The organism is Neptuniibacter pectenicola (assembly GCF_001597735.1).
Classification (GTDB): domain Bacteria; phylum Pseudomonadota; class Gammaproteobacteria; order Pseudomonadales; family Balneatricaceae; genus Neptuniibacter; species Neptuniibacter pectenicola.
This window is the reverse complement of record NZ_LUTS01000009.1, coordinates 55357-76400: the sequence shown is the minus strand read 5'-3', so window position 1 is coordinate 76400 and position 21044 is coordinate 55357. Positions and strand designations below refer to the sequence as shown.

Sequence of the window (21044 nt, the reverse complement as noted above, 5' to 3'; positions counted from 1 at the left end):
CAAGCAAAGCATAAGCGGTTTAGGTCGACAGGCAATAGTAGAGCTAGAGCCCATGTCATATTATTGTTTGCTAAAATAGCAGGAAAAAACTTCCAAAGATTCAACATCTACTGCTTTAAATCGTCAGTCCCCTTAAAAAATTACAACAATTTATCGACGCTTTTTAAAACTTGTAAACTGACGCTCTGCACCCAGTCTTCCACCGTTTTCTGATACTGTTTCAGAAGAGGTGTTGCTAGATGAGCTTTAAGATGATCAACAGATTCCCACTGCTCTATAAGCACTATAGTGTCTGATCGAAACGGTACTGGCCGAGGCAGTTCGCTTTGCACATCACCCAGTGGCTCATACTGGTGACAACCCTCTTCCAAAAGCACTTTAGGCTGAATTGCGAGCAACGCTTCCAGCACTTTATTTTTGCACCCTAGGTTTGTTTTGATTGTGGCGATCACATGGATCATCTAAATTCATCGCTCCTATAAGCTGGAGGGGGCTAAAAGCCCCCGCACCTGCCTCAGGCGTTTGCCACTTCACTGATAGTCGGGTAGTCGATATAGCCTTCGGGGCCCTGGGTATAAAAAGTAGCCGGGTCTGCCTGGTTCAGTTCTACATCATTCCGCAAGCGCTCCGGCAGATCAGGATTGGCGAGAAAGGGCACACCAAACGCGATACTATCGGCTTGACCTGAAGCGATGACAGTATTAGCTTCGACACCGGTATAGCCCATATTCAGCATCAAATGACCGCGGTAGTGTTCACGTACAGGCGTCACCACGTCGGCCTGCTGCTCACCAAGGAAATCAGCACGCATAAGGTGCAGATACGCCAGATCAAAGTCGTTCAAGCGTTTGGCCAACCAAGTGACGAGTGCAATCGGATCACTGTCTTTCATACTGTTGAAGCTATTCAACGGAGACAGACGCACACCTACACAGTCGCTGCCCCAAACTTGAGTTACAACGTCTAGAACGTCTAGCAACAGGCGAGCACGGTTTTCGATCGGGCCGCCATAAGGGCCTTTACGGTGGTTGGCACCATCACGCAGGAACTCATCCAGTAAATAACCATTCGCGCCGTGTACTTCAACACCGTCGAAGCCAGCTCTCTTGGCATTTTCCGCTGCAACTTTAAAACCTTCGATAATCGCCGGAATCTCTTCATCAGCCAGTTCACGGGGAACGGTATAAGCCTTCTTCCCTTCTGGAGTGTGAACTTCATCATTGGTGATAGCCATAGCACTCGGCGCGACCGGTACACGACCTTCATTCAGCAACGGATGGCAGGCGCGACCGCCATGCCAGATCTGCAGGAAAATTTTCCCACCCTTGGTATGTACGGCGTCAGTGACTCTCTTCCAACCAGAAACCTGAGCCTCGGAGTAGATACCAGGTTCACGCCAAAATGCCGAGTTACCTTCCATTGCCATGGTGGCTTCGGCAATGATCAAGCCCGCTGAAGCACGCTGAGCATAGTGTTCGACCATAAGGTCAGTGGGGACATGGTCTGCATCAGCGCGAGTACGCGTCAAAGGCGCCATCAGTACACGATTATCCAGTGTTAGGGCACCGAGCTGAACCGGTGTAAAAAGATCTGCCATGTTAATCCTCGCTATTAGATTGTTGCATTAAGCCTTGAGGTTAAAAGCTGATAAATAAAGTACATGGGCATTATATCAAACCCCAGTTGCCCCGTGCGCCTGTTCCACCTTAGAACCGTTATAAAATAGAACAGGAAAACATTCCTATGCCACCTCAATAGTGTATTTGAGGGCCTTTCGATTACGCTTAAATTCCCGTAAAGCCTCTGCCAACTGATCGAATTCAACTACATGAATATCAGGCCCTTTAAGCTCACCCTGATAAATCTGATTGAGCAGTTTTTCATCCATCTGAGCAGAACATTTCCACTGTACAACTGAACCTGTGCCATGCAAAGCATTAAGTACTACGCCATGTTGGTATAATCGCGACTAGAAAACGCTACGCCGCCTTTTCTAGACGCCCCACACTGCAGACTAGATATCCGCTGGACTCCGAAGCCAACTGCTCAACATAGACAGCATCGAAGGTTACATAGAAGGGCTTCGCCCTTGTATTCTCGTGTTTTCAGATGAATTGCAGTTGGTCACGTTTATCGAGAAAACCGGACAGTCGAGTAAGCACCAGTGCCAATGCAACGATCAGTGCTCCAATCCAAGCGGTATCCATCAGTGTCATTCTTTCGACAACAACCCCTCCGAGGATAGAACCCAATGCAATACCGACATTGAACGCTGCGATATTCAGCCCCGAGGCCACATCAACTGCCTGCGGTGTGTACTTCTCTGCCAATTGAACTACATACACTTGCAAGCCAGGTACATTGCCGAAGGCAAAGGCTCCCCAGATTAAAATGGTGATAACCGCAGCAATCTGATTTCCGGCGGTAAAGGTAAACGCTAACAGTACAAGTGCTAGCGCAGTAAAGATTATATGTAATGCCTTAATCGGCCCCATACGATCCGCCATACGACCACCCCAAATATTACCAACGGCAACCGATACACCGTAGACCAGCATGATTAGGCCTATAGCACCCGATTCAAAGCCGGACACCTGTTCCAAAATCGGCGCAAGAAAAGTGAAAGCGGTAAAAGTACCACCGTAACCAACCGCAGTCATGGCATAGACCAGCAGCAGGCGCGGTTGAGTCAATACGCTTAGTTGCTGGGCAATACGTGCTGGTGGTGCCTGCTTGAGATTCTTTGGCACAAGCAATGCACTACCGATCAGCGCAATTAACCCCAGAGCAGCCACAACCATAAAGGTCGCACGCCAGCCGAAGTTCTGCCCAATCCAGGTTCCCAAAGGCACACCCGTAACCAACGCGACAGTCAAGCCAGTAAACATGATAGCGATAGCACTGGCCTCTTTTTCACGTGGTACCAAACTCGTTGCGATGGTTGATCCAATTGAGAAAAACACCCCATGAGCCAAACCCGTCAAGATACGCGCAGTAATCAGTGAGCTGTAAGTAGGTGCCATCCAAGCCAGCAAGTTACCGACTACGAACAGTGACATGACCGCCAACAACACGCTTTTACGCTGCCAGCGCCCAGTCAAAGCGGTGAGAACAGGTGCCCCAATAGCAACTCCCAATGCATAAAGACTAACTAGCAGCCCCGCGGAAGGCAGAGAAACGCCCAGATCTTGGGCGATAGTAGGTACCAGACCAACAATCACGAACTCGGTGGTACCGATTGCAAATGCGCTGAGCGTCAACGCAAAAAGAGCAATAGGCATTTAAATCTCCTTGTATGTTTTAGTTGCTGCGGAGTATGCCTACTGCTATCTTTTACAGAAACAGCATTAGTAGCAAAATACCTTTACATATATGACAATAATATCCCGTACTGAAGACCTTGAGATTCTGCTAACCGTGATTGATAGCGGCAGCTTCTCAGCCGCCGCCCGCATTCTTGATATTCAAGTTGCCAAGGTATCGCGCGCTGTCAGCCGACTAGAAAAGAATTTAGACTGCACGTTGCTGAATCGCACCACCCGCAAGCTGGAACGCACCGAAGAAGGCCGTATTTTTACCGAGCAAGTCAGAAACGGACTGCACCAGTTAGCAGAAGCGGAAGAAAAGATTAGAACCTTAAAAGGCATACCGGCAGGCCAGCTCAGAGTGGACGCCGCTACGCCCTTTATCCTGCACCAATTAGTTCCACTGGTACCGGGCTTTTGTGAGCGCTATCCAAAGATTGAGTTAGAACTCGTTGCCAATGAAAACATCATTGATCTAATTGAACGCAAGACAGATCTGGCCATTCGCATTGGTACCCTACAGGATTCAAACTTGCATGCCCGCTTTCTCGGACGCAGCCCTTTGCATATCGTCGCCTCGCCCTCATATCTTGCTCAACAAGGCACACCGGAAACCCCCGAAGCGCTAGAACAGCACAAAATCATTGGCTTTGCCGATGCGCCCCACCTGAATCGCTGGCCCCTTACCCGTCATGTTGCACTGTCCACAACCCTAAGCAGTAGCAGCGGTGAAACTATTCGCCAACTGTGCTTGGCTGGACAAGGCTTGGCACTGCTATCCGAGTTTATGATTTGTGAAGACTTGGCCAACGGACAGCTGGTTAAAGTGCTAGATAATCATATCACCAGCCCAAGTAACCGCGAGTTGGTACATGCGGTCTACTACCGTAACACCACCCTTTCCAGCCGTATTACTGCTTTTCTGGACTATATCCATCCTCTAATGCGGTTGTAATGCAGTAAAAGCAAGCCGGTTTGCCTCGCAGAGATAGAAACACTGAGCCTTTGAGCATAGGAACACCCACCACCAACTTGATTGGAGAAGCTTAAACCTAGAAAGAGGCCCCGCGAAAAGGCCTCAATTGCTCGAAATAAACCGTTGCCCTAATGTATCTAAAATCTGTTGACCGTCCTCTTTGTAGTAAGGGCCTTGGGGCCAGCATTCTAAAAGATCAAGCACGGTTTCACTGGGGCGGCACAGCTTAACCCCTTTTGGGCTACACACTATAGGCCGATTGACTAAAATGGGGTGCTCTAGCATTGCGCTAAAAATTGTCTCGTTCGAGACACGTTCATCTAACAAGCCTAAGGCTTCCGCTGGAGATTTAGTTGTTCTGAGAGCCTGACGTGGGGTTAAATCAGCCGCAGCAAGCAGGCCTTGCAACTGGGCCTTAGTCCAGCCCTCCTTAATATATTCAATCACGACCGGTGAATAACCTGAGTCTTGGATGATTTTAAGCACATTTCGCGATGTGCCGCAGCCTGGGTTGTGGTGGATAACTATCATCGTTTATCTCTATGCACTCTTTACCAAAATTCAATTGCCCCTGAATGGTCGATCCATCCCTTCCAACCCCGTGCGCACGGCTCCATTCGCAAGCCATAAAGCAAAAACAGGGGCACCCCGTCCAAGACTTCACACTTACAATGACCGCTGGTTAACCCGCTCACTCACTTGCTCAGCCGTTTCCACACGCTCAGAATAACGATCGACAAAATAGCCTTTATTATCACGTAGCAATAAGGTGAATTTCATTAACTCTTCCATCACATCCACTATACGATTGTAATAGGGGGACGGTTTCATTCTATCGTTGTCATCAAACTCTAAATAAGCCCTAGGTACAGAAGACTGATTCGGGATCGTTACCATCCGCATCCATCGCCCTAACACACGCAGCTGATTGACAACATTAAACGATTGCGAACCACCACAAACCTGCATGACAGCCAGTGTTTTTCCTTGTGTTGGCCTAACGCCGCCCATATTCAGAGGCACCCAATCTAACTGGCTTTTAAAGATGCTGGTCATCGCACCATGGCGCTCAGGGGAACACCACACTTGCCCCTCAGACCACATCATTAACTCCCGTAACTCTCGCACTTTGGGATGGTTTTCATCTGCAACATCCACCTGAGGCAGCCCTTCAGGGTTAAAAATTTTCACCTCGGCACCAAAACGCGTTAACAAACGCGCAGATTCTTCAATAACCAGTCGACTAAAAGAACGCTCCCGCAAAGACCCATAAAGCAATAATATACGTGGCGCATGTTCACTCTGCTTTCCTACGCACTTTTCAAACGATGGTCGATCCAGCAACGTATCATCTATATTGGGTAGCGAGGGGTTTTCTAGGTTTACTTCACTCATATCAGTTCAATACCTTTTACTTCAATACTTTTTACGTCAATACAGGACCTGTTTTACAATGCCGCAGAGAAAGAACCTGTACCACCGCTACATTCTCTCAAACAAGTAACCGCCTTTTATCTTACTCAAAAACAGATGTAAACATTTACGCGCTACGCAAAAGACTTTTCTTCTTTTTTTAATCTACCGAATGCGCCTAGAGATCATGTAGAAAGAGCTGTAGGCAATATCTACTACCCTATTCAGCTGCCTCATTTTCCACTTAAACCCACGTTCGCTAATGAATAGGACGCGTCTAGCACGCTAATGGGAAATAGATTCGAATTTACATCTTGATCTTTAGCACCAAATATAAGCATCCAGATCCCGGAAATTTCGGGCAAAAATCACTACACGGAGTACTTAACATCATTTATTTAACGACCCGAAAGAGTGTAATACACACCAAATCAAAGGCTGACAGGCTATCTGTGGCTAATTTTACGTGCACGCCAAAAACAGCGATAAACCGATCAAACCAGAGAAAACTTCTATCAAGCCCCTGAGACGCTCTTTCCATACGATAAAGCATATTGTAGCGCCCCATTTAAATGCTAGAATGGGCATATTAATAACCACTCAGGCTCTTGAAATATTCAACGGGGCCCATAAGTAATTATAAACAGATCAGTTAATCCTGGTCTTACCCTTTTGGGGCTTTAGCGCTTGCTGGCGTATCACCTAAAACAATAATAAATGCTAAAACAATACCCTAAGTGATCTGTATAGCACCTATGCAGGTTCTAAATTTAGCAGCGCATTTATATCTATCTTCCCTATTACTACAACTGAATCGAATACGTAAAAAGGAGAATCCACAAAGTAACTCAGGGAAGAACACTCATATCAATCACATGAATGAGTGTCGGCCAACCGATAAACCACCACACACTTTGACTAAGGGCACTGCATGACCATAGACGCCACCTACCAATACATTTTCCTATCCGGCCTACTTGTAATGCTATGCGTTGTTGCCAGCGTTTTAACTCGCCGTATAGGTGCGCCTGTTTTATTGGTTTTTTTAGTCTTAGGTATGCTGGCTGGGGAAGACGGAATCGGTGGTATTAAGTTTGACGATTTTAATATGGCCTTCCTTTTCGGCAATATTGCGCTTGCCATTATTATCTTTGACGGGGGGCTTGGCACAAAAACACAAAGCTTCCGTGTTAGTCTTAAACCCGCACTGTCATTAGCCACGGTTGGCGTTATTATCACCGCAGGTATCACCGGCTATGCCGCACATATTATTTTAGGTTTACCGCTCCTTGATGGGCTATTAATCGGCGCCATTGTTGGATCGACAGACGCTGCAGCCGTCTTTGGCTTACTCAGAAGCGCAGGTTTAGACTTAAAAGAACGGACAAGCGCCACCCTAGAAATCGAGTCGGGCTCCAATGACCCGATGGCAATCTTTTTAACGATCACCCTAGTGCAACTGCTTCAACTTAGCGATAGCGGCAGCCAAGGTTGGACCATTGCAAGTGAGTTACTCAGCCAGGTGGGGCTAGGTTTAGCTTTCGGCTTTGCGGGCGGCCACATCGTCGCTCAATTACTCAAACGCTTACCACTTCCTTCATCGCTCTATCCGCTGCTTGCACTAGCGGGTGGTATCTGTATCTTCGGTATCACTAACCATCTCAACGGCAGTGGCTTCCTCGCGATCTTTATCACTGGCGTTATTATTGGTAATACCCCGCTTATTTATAGCAACGAGATCCATCGCTTCCATGATGGAATAGCGTGGTTAAGTCAAATTGGTATGTTCTTAATGCTCGGCTTACTCATCACCCCAAGCCATATGATACCGATTATTATCCCAGCGATAGCCATCGCCTTTGTACTGATCTTTATCGCACGGCCTGTGGCGATCGTCATGTCTTTACTTCCGTTCCATTTCCCCTGGCGCGAGCAGGTATTTATTGGCTGGTGCGGATTACGTGGGGCGGTGCCCATCATCTTGGCACTGTTCCCATCGTTAGCGGGCTTGGAACATACACAAACCTACTTTGATCTTGTATTTTTTGTGGTGTTAATCTCACTGATACTGCAAGGCTGGACAATTGCGCCGGTGGCGAGGTGGTTAAAAATAGAGCTCCCTCCCACGTCGGATGAGCCTAATTATTTACACTTAACCATTAAACACGACCAAGATAAAAACCTCTTAATCTATCCGGTTGTCGCCGGCAGCAGCGCGGTCGGGTCATCCGCCAATAATCTACCTTTAACTGACCAGTGTCAGATGGTCGGTGTTATCCGACAAGGTAAACTAATAAGCGATCTAGAACCGCAAACATTTCTACCCGAAGACCAAGTTATGATTTTGGCCACAAGCCCGGCTAAAACAGCATTAGGACGTATTTTCGCCCCCGCGACCCTGTCCTCCTCGCTCAAATCTAACAGTTTCTTTGGCGAATTCGTTTTGTTACCCAGCGCCCACATGGCCGACATCGCTCAACAGTATGGGTTTGAGATCGACCCTGACAGCGCCGAAATGACCGTCGAACGCTATTTAATTAGCCAATTCCATGGCAAACCGGTGGTGGGTGACCAAGTTCAGCTTGGTCTGGTTAAAATTATTGTTAGAGAAACCGAAGGCGAACGTATTGTCTCGGTGGGACTAAAATTAAGCACTTAAAATGTCGCGGCGTAAAACACCTTATGCCTTTGCAGGTCAGCGCTTTATTTTATAAGGTTTGGGGAATAGGGACGGGTTATTGCACTGATAATAAGCAGTGACCCGCATGCCGGACGCAGGTCAATTATTTGGCACAATCAACGATCAATGCAGACTGAGACATCAGCTCTCCGCAACCACATAAGGTTATGTAAGACACCCAAAAGATCAGCAGTATAGATTACGAATACAAGGATGAGTTTTAAAATATGAGTCTAATCGAATTGGTCACACAGTCGACCTTCACCTAAATTACGGCATTAATGGTATTAGCAACGGTGATCGGTTTCATCGGCCTATTGATGAAACAACCGTTAATTGTCAGCTTTATCGCCGTCGGTTTAATTGCCGGCCCTTCGGTTTTAGATATTGTTCACTCCAAAGAGCAGATAACCCTGTTGTCAGAATTAGGGATCGCAATACTTCTGTTTTTAGTTGGGATTAAGCTTGATGTAAAACTGATACGCTCTATCGGTGGCGTATCGCTGATGACCGGTCTAGGGCAGGTCGCATTTACATCGATCGCGGGCTATTTCATCGGATTAAGCTTAGATCTAGGTCACATCACCAGCCTTTATGTTGCTGTGGCGCTCACCTTCTCCTCCACCATCATCATCGTTAAACTCCTCTCGGACAAAAAAGAGATTGATTCACTGCATGGTCAAATTGCACTAGGCTTTTTGATTGTACAAGACCTTGTGGTGGTACTGGCTATGATCGTCCTTGCTGCCATCGGCATAGGTGACGGCCATGATGGCACCAACGATAGCTCCGTTTGGAACGTCGCGCTATCAGGGGGTGGACTGCTCCTATTTGTTATTGTTTTTGTCCGTTATATTGCTAACCCACTCACAGAGCAACTGGCAAAAATACCGGAACTCTTAGTTATTTATGCCATCGCCCAGGCCGCACTTTTTGCTGCAATAGGTGATTTTGTAGGCCTTGGCATGGAAGTCGGCGGTCTACTGGCAGGGGTCGCCTTAGCGTCAACACCTTATCGCGAGAGTATTGCCGCACGACTCGCCCCACTGCGTGATTTTTTACTGTTATTTTTCTTTATTGCCTTGGGCGCAACACTCGATCTATCTTTGTTAGGCTCACATATTTCTGGCGCTATTATATTTTCACTGTTTGTACTCATCGGAAATCCGCTCATTGTGTTAATCATCATGGGCCTGATGGGCTACCGTAAGAGAACAGGCTTTCTCGCTGGGTTGACGGTGGCACAGATCAGTGAATTTTCATTGCCATGGGGATCAGCCTAGGACACTTGCAGCAGGATATATTAGGCCTCGTCACACTGGTGGGCATTGTGACCATTGCGGCATCAACCTATATGATCACCTACTCACACTGGCTCTACTCTCTGGCAGAGCCCCTACTCGGTATCTTTGAACGCGAAGGCACACCTAAAGAACAGTCAGAGGAACACCACTCCTGCGGGCATTACCCAATCATTATTTTTGGCCTAGGCCGACTCGGCACAGCCATCGCAATGCGACTAAAAAATAAGGGGTTTAAGGTATTAGGGATCGATTTCAGCCCAGAAACAATCAAACACTGGAATCAACTGGGGCTAGATACTCAATATGGTGATGTGACCGATGCCGAATTTATCACAGAGCTCCCCCTACGCCATGCACAATGGATTGTGTCGACGATCCCTTATCATCACACCGGTATCTCCTCTGAAGATACGCGGAAAACAATTGTTCAACTCACGCGCGTTGCCGGCTTTAGTGGAAAAATCGCAACGGTTTCCCATAGTAAAACAGAAACAGAAGAGCTAAAAATCCTAGGTATAGACCTTGTTTTCGAGCCATTTCAAGATGCCGCCGACAGGGCTTCGGAGTTACTACTAGACGGCATGGATATACAACTAAGTAAACAAAAATAGCAGAGGGGTATCATCATGAATCGGTTCCAAAATATTTTGTACGTAATGGGCAATCAAAACAATGAACCCTCCCCCTCCTTGATGCGGGCCGTGTCGCTAGCCAAAAATAATCAAGCCGATTTAACCTTGCTCGCCATGCACACAAAAACCACCCTACCACTGTACGCACAGGGTATAGGCATTGATGAAAATAGCCTACAGCAACGCATCAAAGAGCGCGAAGAGGAGGCCCTAACCAAACTTTCTCAAGCATTAGAAAAAGAGATCGAAACAACCATCCTCGTGCGCTCGGGTAAAAAATACATTGAAAGCATACGCGTCGTCCAAGCCCATAACTTTGACTTAGTCATCAAAGAAGCGGATGAGTACAACTGGCTCGATCACTTAATCGTCAGTGACGATATGCACTTATTACGTCAGTGTCCTTGCCCCGTCTGGCTGATGAAAAAAGAGAGCGAAAAGGAAAACTATCAGCGCATTATGGCGACTGTAGATTTTGATACAGAAAATGACGAAACGGAGAATGAGCAGATTAATGAGGTGATCGTCGACCTGGCCAGCTCCCTATCCCTATCTAACTTCACCTCACTGGATATTGTGAATGTCTATGACGTTCCACAAGCCGGCTTTATTAGCTTATGGGCTGAGCAACCGGATAAAATAGAACGTAAGCTCTTTGAATCCGAACATCGCTTGCGCCAACAAAAAATGGATGGGCTGTTATACACAATGCAACAGCAGCTAGGCGACGAGTCCTATGAATATGTCTCCCCCCGCTCCCATACGATCCAAGGGATTGCAGGCCAAGAGATTCCAAAATTCGCGAAAGAAAACGATATTGATTTAGTCATTATGGGGACGGTTGCGCGCTCAGGCATTGCCGGTGTACTCATCGGAAACACGGCGGAAACGGTACTGTCTCAGCTCCAATGCTCCGTACTTGCGATTAAACCACCAGGGTTCGTCTCGCCTGAGTTATAAGGCCGAGTAACCGCACGCTCACCCTTGTTACATCTTTCGTTAAAGAAAAAAATAGGATAACGCCTTTACATATATGTTTTTTCATATATATAATATTTCATATATTAAAACTCGCAAATATAAAGACACCGCTCATTCGAGGAGTTTAGATTTTGATGCCACCGATACAGTTCTACAAATGCCTCTCCGAAGAGACACGACTCCGATGCCTGCTCTTAATTCAGTCGGAAGATGAGTTGTGCGTTTGTGAACTCATGGAAGCGCTCAATGAAAGCCAGCCAAAGGTCTCTAGACACCTTGCACAACTCAGAAATTGCGGTTTACTTACCGACCGACGCCAAGGTCAATGGGTGTTCTACAGTATTAATCAAGCGCTACCCGAATGGATGCACACCGTCTTAACCGAAACACTAACGAACAACGCCCTGTTTATTAAGGATGATAAGGATCGACTGAAGAAAATGGGGGACCGGCCGGACCGTACACGCTTATGTTGCGCTTAGATCAAGGCACACCGACGATGCAGGCTGACAACGGGGCCAGCCCTATTATCTACACCGTTCAGGCATTAACGAAGGAGAAGCAACATGGGCACATTTGAGCGTTATTTATCAGTATGGGTCGGTATCTGCATCATTGCGGGTGTGATATTAGGTAATCTATTCCCTCACCTCTTTGAACAGATCGCCTCACTGGAGTTTGCCCACGTCAATTTCGTTGTAGCCGTGCTTATATGGGTCATGATCTACCCAATGATGGTACAAATTGATTTTTCATCCATTAAGGATGTGGGCAAAAAACCTAAAGGCTTACTTTTAACCTTAGTGATTAACTGGTTAGTCAAACCCTTTACCATGGCATTACTGGGTTGGTTATTCTTCAAAGGTATTTTTGCCGATTGGATTGACCCACAAACTGCGAATGAATATATCGCGGGGATGATTCTTTTAGGCGTCGCCCCTTGTACCGCCATGGTCTTTGTCTGGAGCCAACTAACCAAAGGCGACCCTAACTACACATTAGTTCAGGTCTCGCTGAACGATATCATTATGATCTTCGCCTTTGCCCCCATTGCTGGCTTTCTCTTAGGCGTAACAGATATTGCGGTACCTTGGAGTACACTTTTACTGTCTGTCGTGCTTTACGTGGTAATCCCACTGGTTGCAGGGGTCGCAACCCGGAAAAAAGTCGATAAGCAGAACGACCATTCTCAACTCGACCGGCTACTCTCAACCTTAAAGCCTTGGTCAATGATCGGCCTATTAGCGACGGTCGTATTACTCTTTGGTTTTCAGGCAGAAACCCTATTGTCCCAGCCCGAAGTCATCGGTTTAATCGCGATCCCACTGCTTATTCAAACCTATGGCATTTTTGCTATTGCTTATCTGTGGGCTAAAAAAATGAAACTCCCCCACAACATTGCAGCCCCCGCCTGCATGATAGGCACATCTAACTTTTTTGAATTAGCTGTCGCAGTGGCAATCTCCCTCTTTGGACTCCACTCGGGTGCTGCACTGGCCACGGTGGTCGGTGTCCTTGTCGAAGTCCCTGTTATGCTCAGCTTAGTCTGGTTTGCCAACCGCACTCGGCACTGGTTTGGAGAACACTAATGTTTGCCATCTTTACACAATTTGCCGATTGGCTAACCTATTCTATTTTCGGTTTATCGCCTGATTCAAAGTTAGGTGATGCCGTGCACTTTTTTATTGAGGATGTCAGCAAGATATACGCCCTGCTCATCGTCATGATCTACGTTGTTGCCCTATTGCGTGCATCGCTAAATGTAGAGCACGTCAGGGATTACCTGTCAGGTAAAAATCGTGGCATTGGGTATTTATTGGGGTCGGGGTTTGGCGCCATCACGCCGTTCTGCTCATGCTCAAGCATCCCCGTCTTTCTCGGCTTTACCTCAGCGGGAATTCCCGTTGGCATTACAATGTCATTCCTTTTAACCTCCCCCTTAATTAATGAGGTGGCCATCTTACTGCTGATGAGTTTACTCGGCTGGAAGTTCACCCTCCTCTATGTTGTCATCGGAATCAGCGTAGGCACACTGGGTGGTTTTTTCCTTGATAGCATCAAAGCGGAACGCTGGTTACAGTCCTTTGCCGCAAAAGCACTTGCTCAGGGCCAACAAAATGACCAAACCAATCACTCGCAAACCGCTACCGCAATGCCGCTTGCTCAGCGTCATGAGTTTGCTAAAGATGAAACCTTAGAGATCTTTTCCCGGGTCTGGAAGTGGGTCATCATCGGCGTCGGCTTAGGTGCCGCATTACACGGTTTTGTCCCTGATGGCTGGATCGAACAGTACTTAGGCGATGGGCAATGGTGGTCTGTTCCGGCGGCTGTATTACTCGGCATCCCTCTGTATTCCAACGCAACCGGTGTTATTCCGGTAATGGAAAGCTTAATCATCAATGGTTTGCCTATAGGCACGACGTTAGCATTTTGCATGAGCACCGTTGCCGCGAGCTTCCCTGAATTTATCCTACTTAAACAGGTGATGCAGTGGCGACTACTCGCCACCGTGTTCCTGCTCTTATTAGTGTCATTTACTGTCGTTGGCTGGATATTCAACGCGTTCTCTTCTTTCTTATGAGGTGATCTATGAAACAGATAAAAGTACTTGGTAGTGGCTGTACAAAATGCACCAAAACAGCAGAACTCATCGACAAACTCGCGCAGGAATCGGGCGTTCACGTAAATGTCACCAAAGAAACGGACCCTCAAGTTATCATGGGGTATGGGGTGATGAGTACGCCCGCCGTTGTTATTGATGAGCAACTCGTCCACTCCGGCTCAATCCCACACAGGGATCAGGTCCAGACTTGGCTCACCCAAGAATAGCAGCGCCTTAACAAACAGGTACAACAAAGCAACCGTACACGCACGGCTATTTTCATTATTTAACACATAACGTTATTCGGTTCCGAGGTCATTATGACAATAAAAGTAGGTATCAATGGTTTAGGGCGCATGGGACGGTTATCGTTTCGAGCAGCATTTGATTGGAATGATATTGAGTTTATTCAATTCAATGATCCCGCCGGTGATGCAGCGACACTCGCCCACCTGATTACATTCGATTCAGTACATGGTCGCTGGCACCATGATGCCCAGGCCGAAGGCAAGGATATAGTCATCGACGGCAAGCGCATTCATTGCACCCAAAACAAAGCGATTGACGATACCGATTGGTCTAACTGCGATGTGGTCATTGAAGCCAGCGGCAAGATGAAATCTAAAGCGGCCCTACAAGCCTACCTTGATCAAGGGGTAAAACGCGTTGTAGTCACCGCTCCTGTTAAAGAAGAGGGCGTGCTTAATGTAGTAATGGGGGTCAACCACCACCTTTACGACAAGTCCAAGCACAGCATTGTCACGGCCGCCTCCTGTACCACGAACTGTTTAGCGCCCGTTGTTAAAGTGATTCACGAGACACTTGGTATCGTACACGGCTCCATGACGACCATTCACGATATTACCAATACACAAACGATATTAGACGCCCCCCACAAAGACCTGCGGCGCGCCCGCGCCTGTGGCATGAGCCTGATCCCAACAACAACGGGCTCAGCAACGGCGATTACTCATATATTCCCTGAACTCAAAGGCAAGCTGAATGGCCATGCCGTACGTATTCCACTAGCAAATGCCTCATTAACCGATTGCGTATTTGAAGTCAGCAGAGCGACCACAGAAACCGAAGTAAACCAGCTCCTCAAAAAAGCAGCCGAGACTGACCTAAAAGACATTCTCGGATATGAAGAGCGCCCCTTAGTCTCTATCGATTACAAAACAGACCCTCGCTCTAGCATTATTGATGCCTTATCAACCATGGTAGTCAATGGCACCCAAGTCAAACTATACGCTTGGTATGACAATGAGTGGGGATACGCTAACCGTACCGTTGAACTGGCCCGTTTAGTCGGCCAGTCCGATAAAGAGTAATCAGCATGCTTGCACAACTCTCACCCCAAATTCGCCAATATATAATGGTCACGGGAAATTACTGGGCATTTACCCTCACCGATGGCGCGTTAAGGATGTTGGTTGTGCTCTATTTCCACGGGCTAGGTTATAGCCCGCTGGCAATCGCTATGCTGTTTATCTTTTACGAAGTATTTGGTGTTGTCACGAATTTAATTGGCGGCTGGCTGGGCGCTCGGCTTGGCCTCAACAAAACCATGAATGTCGGCCTATTTATACAAATAGTCGCCCTCAGCATGCTGCTATTGCCAAGTAGCTTTCTCACCGTCCCTTGGGTCATGGCCGCACAAGCCCTCTCTGGGATTGCTAAAGACCTGAATAAAATGAGCGCAAAAAGCGCTATTAAGCTACTCGTTCCTAATTCAACAGGCGCCGAAAGCCAGTTATATAAGTGGGTAGCACTGCTCACCGGTTCAAAAAATGCGCTAAAAGGGGTGGGCTTCTTTTTAGGGGGGGCGCTGTTAAGCCTACTCGGCTTTTCCGGCGCCGTATTGGCCATGGTCCTCGCGTTAAGCACCATCTGGGTAGTCAGTGTCATCTATCTAAAAAAGGATTTAGGCAAAGCGAAAAACACACCGAAATTCACCGCTATTTTTGCCAAAAGCCGTGCGGTCAATTACCTTTCCGCCGCACGCATGTTTCTCTTTGGCGCACGGGATATCTGGTTTGTTGTCGCGTTACCGGTCTTTTTAACAACCCAGTTTGCTTGGGATCATTGGTATGTGGGGGGATTTTTAGCCACCTGGGTCATAGGCTACGGCATAGTACAAAGCCTCGCCCCTAAGATCACAGGTAAAAACAAAGGGGTTATGCCTGATGGGCGACACGCTACCGCTTGGGCATTAGGGTTAAGTATTACACCTGCCCTTATTGCGCTTTCACTCACCTATAATTGGCACGTAGAAACCCTATTAATCGGTGGCTTGCTCGCATTCGGGGCTTTATTTGCTGTCAATTCAGCATTACATAGCTACCTCATCGTTAGCTATGCCAGTGAAGATCGCGTCTCGCTAGATGTGGGCTTTTACTACATGGCAAATGCGATGGGACGGCTCATTGGAACGGTACTATCCGGCTGGATCTACCAAGACTTTGGATTGGCGGCCTGCCTATGGCTATCAACCTTATTTATTCTACTGGCCGCGTTAATTTCTCAAGGGTTACCTAAACACCCCCGCGCTAAATTACACGCCTCTTCACTCTAGGAACCGGATTTAGTGAACAAAAAAGGCTAACCCTACTGGCTAGCCTCGTTCTAAAAAAGCCCGTGTCTGCTGCCTGTCGCTTTATGAGAATCACAACGCCATAGCAACCTAAAAACACAGGAGTCACTAGCAAGCGACCCCTCAACGGTCATTAAGATGCTTTTTTAACAAATTTTGATTTCAGCATCATGTCGCCAACACCATCAACTTTACAATCAATATCATGGTCGCCGTCAACAAAGCGTTTAATCGAAGCCTTAGTGCCAATTTTAAGGACTTGGGATGAGCCTTTTACTTTTAAGTCTTTGATCAACGTAACCTTATCCCCTTCTGCCAATAGATTCCCATTTGCATCTTTAAGGGTTATTGCGTCCTCTTCACCACTATCGTTAGGGTTCCATTCAAAAGCACATTCAGGACAGATCAACATTTCTTGGTCTTGATATACGTAAGCAGACTCACATTTCGGACAATTTGGCAGACTCATTAGAACCTCTCTTAGGGTGAAATTTGGATAATCACTTCTTTTATCATTACAATTTTATTATAATCACATGATAATAGATTTGCTAGAGTGTATACAGCATATGATCGCAATCAGAGATGCCTTTAAAGCGGGATTATTCTCGCATGAAAACTGGTTAAGAAATATTGTTGCTGGAACCATTGTCGGTGTCGTTGCTTTACCTTTAGCAATGGCGTTTGCGATTGCCTCTGGCGTTAAACCAGAGCAAGGCATTTACACTGCCATAATTGCAGGTCTCGCCGTCTCTATTTTTGGTGGCAGCCGCTTACAAATTGCAGGGCCGACAGGCGCATTTATTGTTATTTTATCAGGCATCACGGCAGAATACGGCGTATCTGGGCTGCAAATAGCGACCTTAATGGCAGGCTTTATTCTTATTGCATTAGGGTTCGCCAAGTTAGGAAGCATTATAAAGTTCATCCCCGACCCGGTTATTGTGGGCTTTACCGCAGGGATCGCCGTCATCATCTGGGTTGGACAATGGCAGGACTTTTTCGGCTTAGCCCATGTAACGGGTGAACATTTCCACGAGAAGGCCATCAGCCTATTCAACTTACTGCCCAGCTTTCATTTAGCGACGACGGCACTCGCCGTGCTCTCCCTCTTTCTAGTCATTGTCACCGCTCACATCCCTGGGCTTAAAAAAGTACCCGGCCCACTGGTCGCGCTGATTGTGATCACCTTAACCCAGTCAATCTTTCAGTTTGAAGGCGTACGCACCATCGGTAGCGCATTTGGCGGGATACCTCAGGGACTACCTGAGTTCGAAGTACCCTCGTTTACGTGGCCGCAAGTGATCTCATTAATTGGCCCCGCGTTCACAATCGCTATGCTTGGCGCAATCGAATCTTTATTGTCGGCGGTGGTCGCTGACGGTATGTCAGGGACGCGTCACGACTCGAATCAGGAGCTTGTTGGCCAAGGGATTGCCAATGTACTCACCCCTTTATTTGGTGGGTTTGCAGCCACCGGGGCGATTGCACGTACAGCCACTAATATCCGAAACGGCGGTAACAGCCCTCTTGCAGGGATTGTACATTCGGCTGTATTGGTCATTATTCTCGTTTTCTTGGCCCCACTGGCCAGCGATATTCCGCTATGCGTGCTCTCAGCCATACTGTTTGTCGTCGCGTGGAATATGAGCGAAGTCCGACATTTCAGCAAAATTATGACGAAAGCCCCCCGTGCCGATGTGGTAATTTTGCTTGTCACCTTTTTCCTAACCGTGTTCGCGGACCTAGTCATTGCCGTCAACATCGGCGTGATCATTGCCACCTTACATTTCTTGCGCCGGATGGCCTCAAGTGTAGAAGTCTCTGTATCAGAAGCGAGTGATATCCATGCCGAGCTAACCCATTTAGGCATGCAAAATCTACCCGAGTCCATCGTCGTTTATTCGGTTGAAGGACCTTTCTTCTTCGGTGCAGTTGAAACCCTTGAGCGCTCTTTAGCCAATACGCACACTGACCCCCAATACTTAATTATTCGTTTAAAGTGGGTGCCTTTTATCGATGCAACGGGCCTACAAACACTCGAAGAGGTCATTACTGCTCTACAGAAACGTGATGTCGTTGTCTTAATGTCCGGTGCTAATAAACGTGTAGAACGTAAGCTGAGAAAAGCAGGCATTATTAACCTGTTGGGTGAAGCCCGTTTCTTTAATGATTTTACTCAGGCGATTAGCCAGCTATTAAAAATGGACAACCTTAAGCAGGATGACCGTGTAATCATGGATGGTTTTCTAGAAGCGAGCCGCCAATACTTTGAAAGTAAACGGGACGAAACGGATAACAAAAAAAGCTGATATTAAGATGACGTTTCATCTTCAGTTTTATTTAAATAATCCACGCCATGCTGCTCAAGATAGCCGCGCATAAGTTGACGTACAACTTGGGAAGGGGTTAAGTCCTGTGATGCACACAGTTGCTCAAACGCTTTCTTTTTTCGTGGATCAAGCAAAACAGTGAAGCGAGCAGTTTTAGATTCCATGTTTGTTTCCGTCAGCTGGATATTATAATTTGATTATAATATCCAGCCTAAAAGAAAGGAAGAGCATCCGCATACGGAAAGCTTCAATCCCCTTCCAATCACCCATCAAAAATAGATATCCAGCGGCATAACAGCACAACCCCCCAGCCTCAAGACAAAACAGCAGCATCCGCTTCCATGCCGCGTGCAAACGCCATACTCTAAACTAGAAAAAATCCACCCGCTGCGACATTTTGTCTCGCCTTACTTAACCTGCTCTAGGGTATAATAGGCACATGGCTAATCATCGCGAAAACCTCTTACAGCTTTCTTATATACGTTCAGTCACACTGTTTGGTCAGTGTCTTGCTGTTATCTTTGCTATTTATGGCTTACATGCCGATTTGAACGTATGGAAAATCAGCTCCACCTTAGGCACCTTAGCTTTTCTTAATTTAATCACTTATGCGCGACTCTTCTCCCCGTGGCCTGTAACGGAGCCCGAATTTTTCACCCAACTGATCGCAGAGATGTCCCTCTATGGCGCACTGCTATTCCATATGGGGGGCGCAACCAACCCCTTTATTTTTCTCTTATTAGTCCCACTGATTATCGCATCAGCCACCCTTTCAAAACGCTATGTTTGGCTGATTGCTGTGATGATTGTCGCTATATACAGCTCACTCTTGTTCTACTACGAGCCTATTCTAAAGCTCAGTAACAGCCACCAGCATCGTATTATGGAGCTGTTTGATATACACATTGTGGGGATGTGGATTAACTTTTTACTCACCGTGTTAGTTATTACTTACTTCATTGTCAGAATGCGCCAATCCATGCAGCAGCAACAGGATAAACTCGAACAGGAGCGAGAAAAGCATATCCATGATCAACAGCTACTCTCCCTAGCGACAATGGCCGCAGGTACTGCCCACGAACTGGGCACCCCCCTAAGTACGATGCAAGTATTACTAAAAGAGTTGGAACATGAGCACCAGCACACGCCCGACCTGTTAGAAGACCTCCAGCTGCTATATCAACAAACCGAAGTCTGTGCGACACGCCTCAAGCAGATGACTCAAAGTGTTAAAGAGGAGCATTCGACAACCCAATGGCTGCCCGCCACTGAGCTGATCGAAGAAACACTTGAGCAGCTGATGGTACAACGTCCAGATGTTAGTCAAACCTATACCGTGATGGGACTCGGGGAACCGCCTTACTTAAGCTGTACAACCTCGCTCAAGCAATCGCTGCTAAATCTAATCAATAATGCAGCAGACGCTAACCCCAAAGACTTACAGATTGAACTGGACTGGGATCAACAACAAACCTATTTCCGTATCCATGATTGGGGGCCCGGCATAAGCCTTGAGCAAAGCGACAATCTAGGCAAACCCTTTATCACCACAAAAGGAAAAGGCCTAGGAATAGGCTTATTTTTAACCGCGACAACACTGGCACGCTATGATGGCGATGTCCGGCTCTATAACCACCCTGAAGGCGGTACCTTAACCGAAGTAACGCTACCAATAAGGCAAAAAAATGACTGAACGCTTCCTTATTGTTGATGATGACCCAACATTTACTCGCGTACTATCACGGGCCATGACCCGACGGGGGTTTGAGGTTCAAGTGGCACGTAGTGCCGAAGATACGCAGCTACTGATCGAAAACTGGATACCCGATCTAGCCACTGTCGACCTAAAAATGGAGGGTAACTCTGGCCTCAGCCTTATCCCCCATTTGAAGGAAAAGAATGCGGATATGCATATTCTAATGCTAACGGGCTATGCCAGTATCGCAACCGCAGTAGAGGCGATTAAATTAGGTGCGACACAGTATCTGCCCAAACCGGCTGACGCCGATCAGATCTTAGCCGCACTCAACCAAGTCGATGCCGACGCAGAGATCGACGTAAGCGAGCAGCCGATGTCGGTTAACCGTTTAGAATGGGAACATATTCAAAAAGTACTTAATGAGCATGAAGGGAATATATCGGCCACAGCAAGGGCCTTAGGGATGCACCGTCGAACATTACAAAGAAAGCTCGCTAAGCGCCCCGTTAAACGTTAGCAGCCCCTA

The 21044-nt window shown here is 47.2% G+C and carries 22 protein-coding genes; 14 read left to right on the top strand and 8 right to left on the bottom strand.

All coding sequences use genetic code 11. The annotated features are described in order from the left end of the window. Positions 1-140: 140 nt before the first annotated feature. The 4 genes from A3773_RS12570 to A3773_RS12560 all read right to left on the bottom strand — a co-directional run bounded on the left by A3773_RS12570 (position 141) and on the right by A3773_RS12560 (position 3281). Complete coding sequence (locus tag A3773_RS12570; RefSeq protein ID WP_067986540.1) at positions 141-461, bottom strand: putative quinol monooxygenase; 321 nt, start codon at positions 459-461, stop codon at positions 141-143. Positions 462-514: 53 nt separating this feature from the next. Beyond that, the gene (locus A3773_RS12565; RefSeq protein ID WP_067986539.1) at positions 515-1597 is read right to left on the bottom strand and encodes an alkene reductase; all 1083 of its coding nucleotides are present in this window, start codon (positions 1595-1597) and stop codon (positions 515-517) included. Positions 1598-1741: 144 nt separating this feature from the next. Then, positions 1742-1888, bottom strand: coding sequence for a hypothetical protein (locus A3773_RS17845; RefSeq protein WP_156473529.1), 147 nt, complete (start codon positions 1886-1888; stop codon positions 1742-1744). A 217-nt stretch (positions 1889-2105) separates the two neighbouring features. Further along, on the bottom strand, positions 2106-3281 hold the full coding sequence (locus A3773_RS12560; RefSeq protein WP_067986537.1) for an MFS transporter: 1176 nt from the start codon (positions 3279-3281) through the stop codon (positions 2106-2108). Positions 3282-3372: 91 nt separating this feature from the next. On the opposite strand from A3773_RS12560, the gene A3773_RS12555 reads away from it, so the two are divergent. Continuing rightward, on the top strand, positions 3373-4260 hold the full coding sequence (locus A3773_RS12555; protein ID WP_067986535.1) for a LysR family transcriptional regulator: 888 nt from the start codon (positions 3373-3375) through the stop codon (positions 4258-4260). 123 nt (positions 4261-4383) lie between these two features. On the opposite strand, the gene arsC is transcribed toward A3773_RS12555, so the two are convergent. Further along, positions 4384-4812 carry an arsenate reductase (glutaredoxin) gene (gene arsC, locus A3773_RS12550; RefSeq protein ID WP_067986533.1) on the bottom strand — a complete coding sequence of 143 codons (429 nt, stop codon included), beginning with the start codon at positions 4810-4812 and terminating at the stop codon, positions 4384-4386. Positions 4813-4947: 135 nt separating this feature from the next. Further along, complete coding sequence (gene arsH / locus A3773_RS12545) at positions 4948-5676, bottom strand: arsenical resistance protein ArsH (RefSeq protein ID WP_067986531.1); 729 nt, start codon at positions 5674-5676, stop codon at positions 4948-4950. Between the two features lie 949 nt (positions 5677-6625). Between arsH and A3773_RS12540 the strand changes: the two genes are divergently transcribed. The 10 genes from A3773_RS12540 to arsJ all read left to right on the top strand — a co-directional run bounded on the left by A3773_RS12540 (position 6626) and on the right by arsJ (position 16468). Next, positions 6626-8353 (top strand): potassium/proton antiporter, encoded by a 1728-nt coding sequence (locus A3773_RS12540; RefSeq protein WP_067986529.1) that lies wholly within the window; start codon positions 6626-6628, stop codon positions 8351-8353. Positions 8354-8655: 302 nt separating this feature from the next. Further along, positions 8656-9657 carry a cation:proton antiporter domain-containing protein gene (locus A3773_RS18375; protein ID WP_231902207.1) on the top strand — a complete coding sequence of 334 codons (1002 nt, stop codon included), beginning with the start codon at positions 8656-8658 and terminating at the stop codon, positions 9655-9657. After that, positions 9642-10289 carry an NAD-binding protein gene (locus tag A3773_RS18370; RefSeq protein ID WP_231902206.1) on the top strand — a complete coding sequence of 216 codons (648 nt, stop codon included), beginning with the start codon at positions 9642-9644 and terminating at the stop codon, positions 10287-10289. The genes A3773_RS18375 and A3773_RS18370 overlap by 16 nt, the downstream gene beginning before the upstream one ends. A gap of 15 nt (positions 10290-10304) precedes the next feature. Beyond that, complete coding sequence (locus A3773_RS12530; protein WP_067986527.1) at positions 10305-11270, top strand: universal stress protein; 966 nt, start codon at positions 10305-10307, stop codon at positions 11268-11270. Between the two features lie 155 nt (positions 11271-11425). Then, on the top strand, positions 11426-11773 hold the full coding sequence (locus A3773_RS12525) for a metalloregulator ArsR/SmtB family transcription factor (RefSeq protein ID WP_067986525.1): 348 nt from the start codon (positions 11426-11428) through the stop codon (positions 11771-11773). A gap of 84 nt (positions 11774-11857) precedes the next feature. Continuing rightward, positions 11858-12880 carry an ACR3 family arsenite efflux transporter gene (gene arsB, locus A3773_RS12520; RefSeq protein ID WP_067986523.1) on the top strand — a complete coding sequence of 341 codons (1023 nt, stop codon included), beginning with the start codon at positions 11858-11860 and terminating at the stop codon, positions 12878-12880. Then, a complete protein-coding gene (locus A3773_RS12515; protein WP_067986521.1) occupies positions 12880-13872 on the top strand; it encodes a permease in 993 nt (330 codons plus the stop codon). Before arsB ends, A3773_RS12515 begins: the two co-directional genes overlap by 1 nt. An 8-nt stretch (positions 13873-13880) precedes the next feature. Next, positions 13881-14120, top strand: coding sequence for a thioredoxin family protein (locus A3773_RS12510; protein WP_067986519.1), 240 nt, complete (start codon positions 13881-13883; stop codon positions 14118-14120). Positions 14121-14213: 93 nt separating this feature from the next. Continuing rightward, positions 14214-15224: an ArsJ-associated glyceraldehyde-3-phosphate dehydrogenase gene (locus tag A3773_RS12505; protein ID WP_067986517.1), complete on the top strand. Its 1011-nt coding sequence runs from the start codon at positions 14214-14216 to the stop codon at positions 15222-15224. 5 nt (positions 15225-15229) lie between these two features. Then, positions 15230-16468: an organoarsenical effux MFS transporter ArsJ gene (gene arsJ / locus A3773_RS12500; protein ID WP_067986515.1), complete on the top strand. Its 1239-nt coding sequence runs from the start codon at positions 15230-15232 to the stop codon at positions 16466-16468. 151 nt (positions 16469-16619) lie between these two features. Here arsJ and A3773_RS12495 read toward each other — a convergent pair whose 3' ends face one another. Then, positions 16620-16955 carry a zinc ribbon domain-containing protein YjdM gene (locus tag A3773_RS12495; protein WP_067986513.1) on the bottom strand — a complete coding sequence of 112 codons (336 nt, stop codon included), beginning with the start codon at positions 16953-16955 and terminating at the stop codon, positions 16620-16622. 100 nt (positions 16956-17055) lie between these two features. Between A3773_RS12495 and A3773_RS12490 the strand changes: the two genes are divergently transcribed. Further along, complete coding sequence (locus A3773_RS12490) at positions 17056-18798, top strand: SulP family inorganic anion transporter (RefSeq protein WP_075109562.1); 1743 nt, start codon at positions 17056-17058, stop codon at positions 18796-18798. Positions 18799-18800: 2 nt separating this feature from the next. Here A3773_RS12490 and A3773_RS12485 read toward each other — a convergent pair whose 3' ends face one another. After that, positions 18801-18983 carry a ribbon-helix-helix protein gene (locus A3773_RS12485; RefSeq protein ID WP_067986511.1) on the bottom strand — a complete coding sequence of 61 codons (183 nt, stop codon included), beginning with the start codon at positions 18981-18983 and terminating at the stop codon, positions 18801-18803. 275 nt (positions 18984-19258) lie between these two features. On the opposite strand from A3773_RS12485, the gene A3773_RS12480 reads away from it, so the two are divergent. Together A3773_RS12480 and A3773_RS12475 are read left to right on the top strand one after the other, a co-directional pair. Further along, positions 19259-20512, top strand: a complete 1254-nt coding sequence (locus tag A3773_RS12480; protein WP_067986509.1) for an ATP-binding protein — start codon at positions 19259-19261, stop codon at positions 20510-20512. Continuing rightward, positions 20505-21035, top strand: coding sequence for a response regulator transcription factor (locus A3773_RS12475; protein WP_067986507.1), 531 nt, complete (start codon positions 20505-20507; stop codon positions 21033-21035). Before A3773_RS12480 ends, A3773_RS12475 begins: the two co-directional genes overlap by 8 nt. Positions 21036-21044 lie beyond the last annotated feature (9 nt).

Excerpts from the sequence above, each read along its gene's own strand:
- A3773_RS12515 (WP_067986521.1), top strand. The coding sequence starts at position 12,880 with ATGTTTGCCATCTTTACACAATTTGCCGATTGGCTAACCTATTCTATT.
- A3773_RS18375 (WP_231902207.1), top strand. The coding sequence starts at position 8,656 with ATGGTATTAGCAACGGTGATCGGTTTCATCGGCCTATTGATGAAACAA.
- A3773_RS12570 (WP_067986540.1), bottom strand. The coding sequence starts at position 461 with ATGATCCATGTGATCGCCACAATCAAAACAAACCTAGGGTGCAAAAAT.
- A3773_RS12475 (WP_067986507.1), top strand. The coding sequence starts at position 20,505 with ATGACTGAACGCTTCCTTATTGTTGATGATGACCCAACATTTACTCGC.
- A3773_RS12490 (WP_075109562.1), top strand. The coding sequence starts at position 17,056 with ATGATCGCAATCAGAGATGCCTTTAAAGCGGGATTATTCTCGCATGAA.
- A3773_RS12480 (WP_067986509.1), top strand. The coding sequence starts at position 19,259 with ATGGCTAATCATCGCGAAAACCTCTTACAGCTTTCTTATATACGTTCA.
- A3773_RS12530 (WP_067986527.1), top strand. The coding sequence starts at position 10,305 with ATGAATCGGTTCCAAAATATTTTGTACGTAATGGGCAATCAAAACAAT.
- arsB (WP_067986523.1), top strand. The coding sequence starts at position 11,858 with ATGGGCACATTTGAGCGTTATTTATCAGTATGGGTCGGTATCTGCATC.
- A3773_RS12485 (WP_067986511.1), bottom strand. The coding sequence starts at position 18,983 with ATGGAATCTAAAACTGCTCGCTTCACTGTTTTGCTTGATCCACGAAAA.
- A3773_RS17845 (WP_156473529.1), bottom strand. The coding sequence starts at position 1,888 with ATGGATGAAAAACTGCTCAATCAGATTTATCAGGGTGAGCTTAAAGGG.
- A3773_RS12525 (WP_067986525.1), top strand. The coding sequence starts at position 11,426 with ATGCCACCGATACAGTTCTACAAATGCCTCTCCGAAGAGACACGACTC.
- A3773_RS12560 (WP_067986537.1), bottom strand. The coding sequence starts at position 3,281 with ATGCCTATTGCTCTTTTTGCGTTGACGCTCAGCGCATTTGCAATCGGT.
- A3773_RS12540 (WP_067986529.1), top strand. The coding sequence starts at position 6,626 with ATGACCATAGACGCCACCTACCAATACATTTTCCTATCCGGCCTACTT.
- arsC (WP_067986533.1), bottom strand. The coding sequence starts at position 4,812 with ATGATAGTTATCCACCACAACCCAGGCTGCGGCACATCGCGAAATGTG.
- A3773_RS12495 (WP_067986513.1), bottom strand. The coding sequence starts at position 16,955 with ATGAGTCTGCCAAATTGTCCGAAATGTGAGTCTGCTTACGTATATCAA.
- A3773_RS18370 (WP_231902206.1), top strand. The coding sequence starts at position 9,642 with ATGGGGATCAGCCTAGGACACTTGCAGCAGGATATATTAGGCCTCGTC.
- arsH (WP_067986531.1), bottom strand. The coding sequence starts at position 5,676 with ATGAGTGAAGTAAACCTAGAAAACCCCTCGCTACCCAATATAGATGAT.
- A3773_RS12555 (WP_067986535.1), top strand. The coding sequence starts at position 3,373 with ATGACAATAATATCCCGTACTGAAGACCTTGAGATTCTGCTAACCGTG.
- A3773_RS12565 (WP_067986539.1), bottom strand. The coding sequence starts at position 1,597 with ATGGCAGATCTTTTTACACCGGTTCAGCTCGGTGCCCTAACACTGGAT.
- arsJ (WP_067986515.1), top strand. The coding sequence starts at position 15,230 with ATGCTTGCACAACTCTCACCCCAAATTCGCCAATATATAATGGTCACG.
- A3773_RS12510 (WP_067986519.1), top strand. The coding sequence starts at position 13,881 with ATGAAACAGATAAAAGTACTTGGTAGTGGCTGTACAAAATGCACCAAA.
- A3773_RS12505 (WP_067986517.1), top strand. The coding sequence starts at position 14,214 with ATGACAATAAAAGTAGGTATCAATGGTTTAGGGCGCATGGGACGGTTA.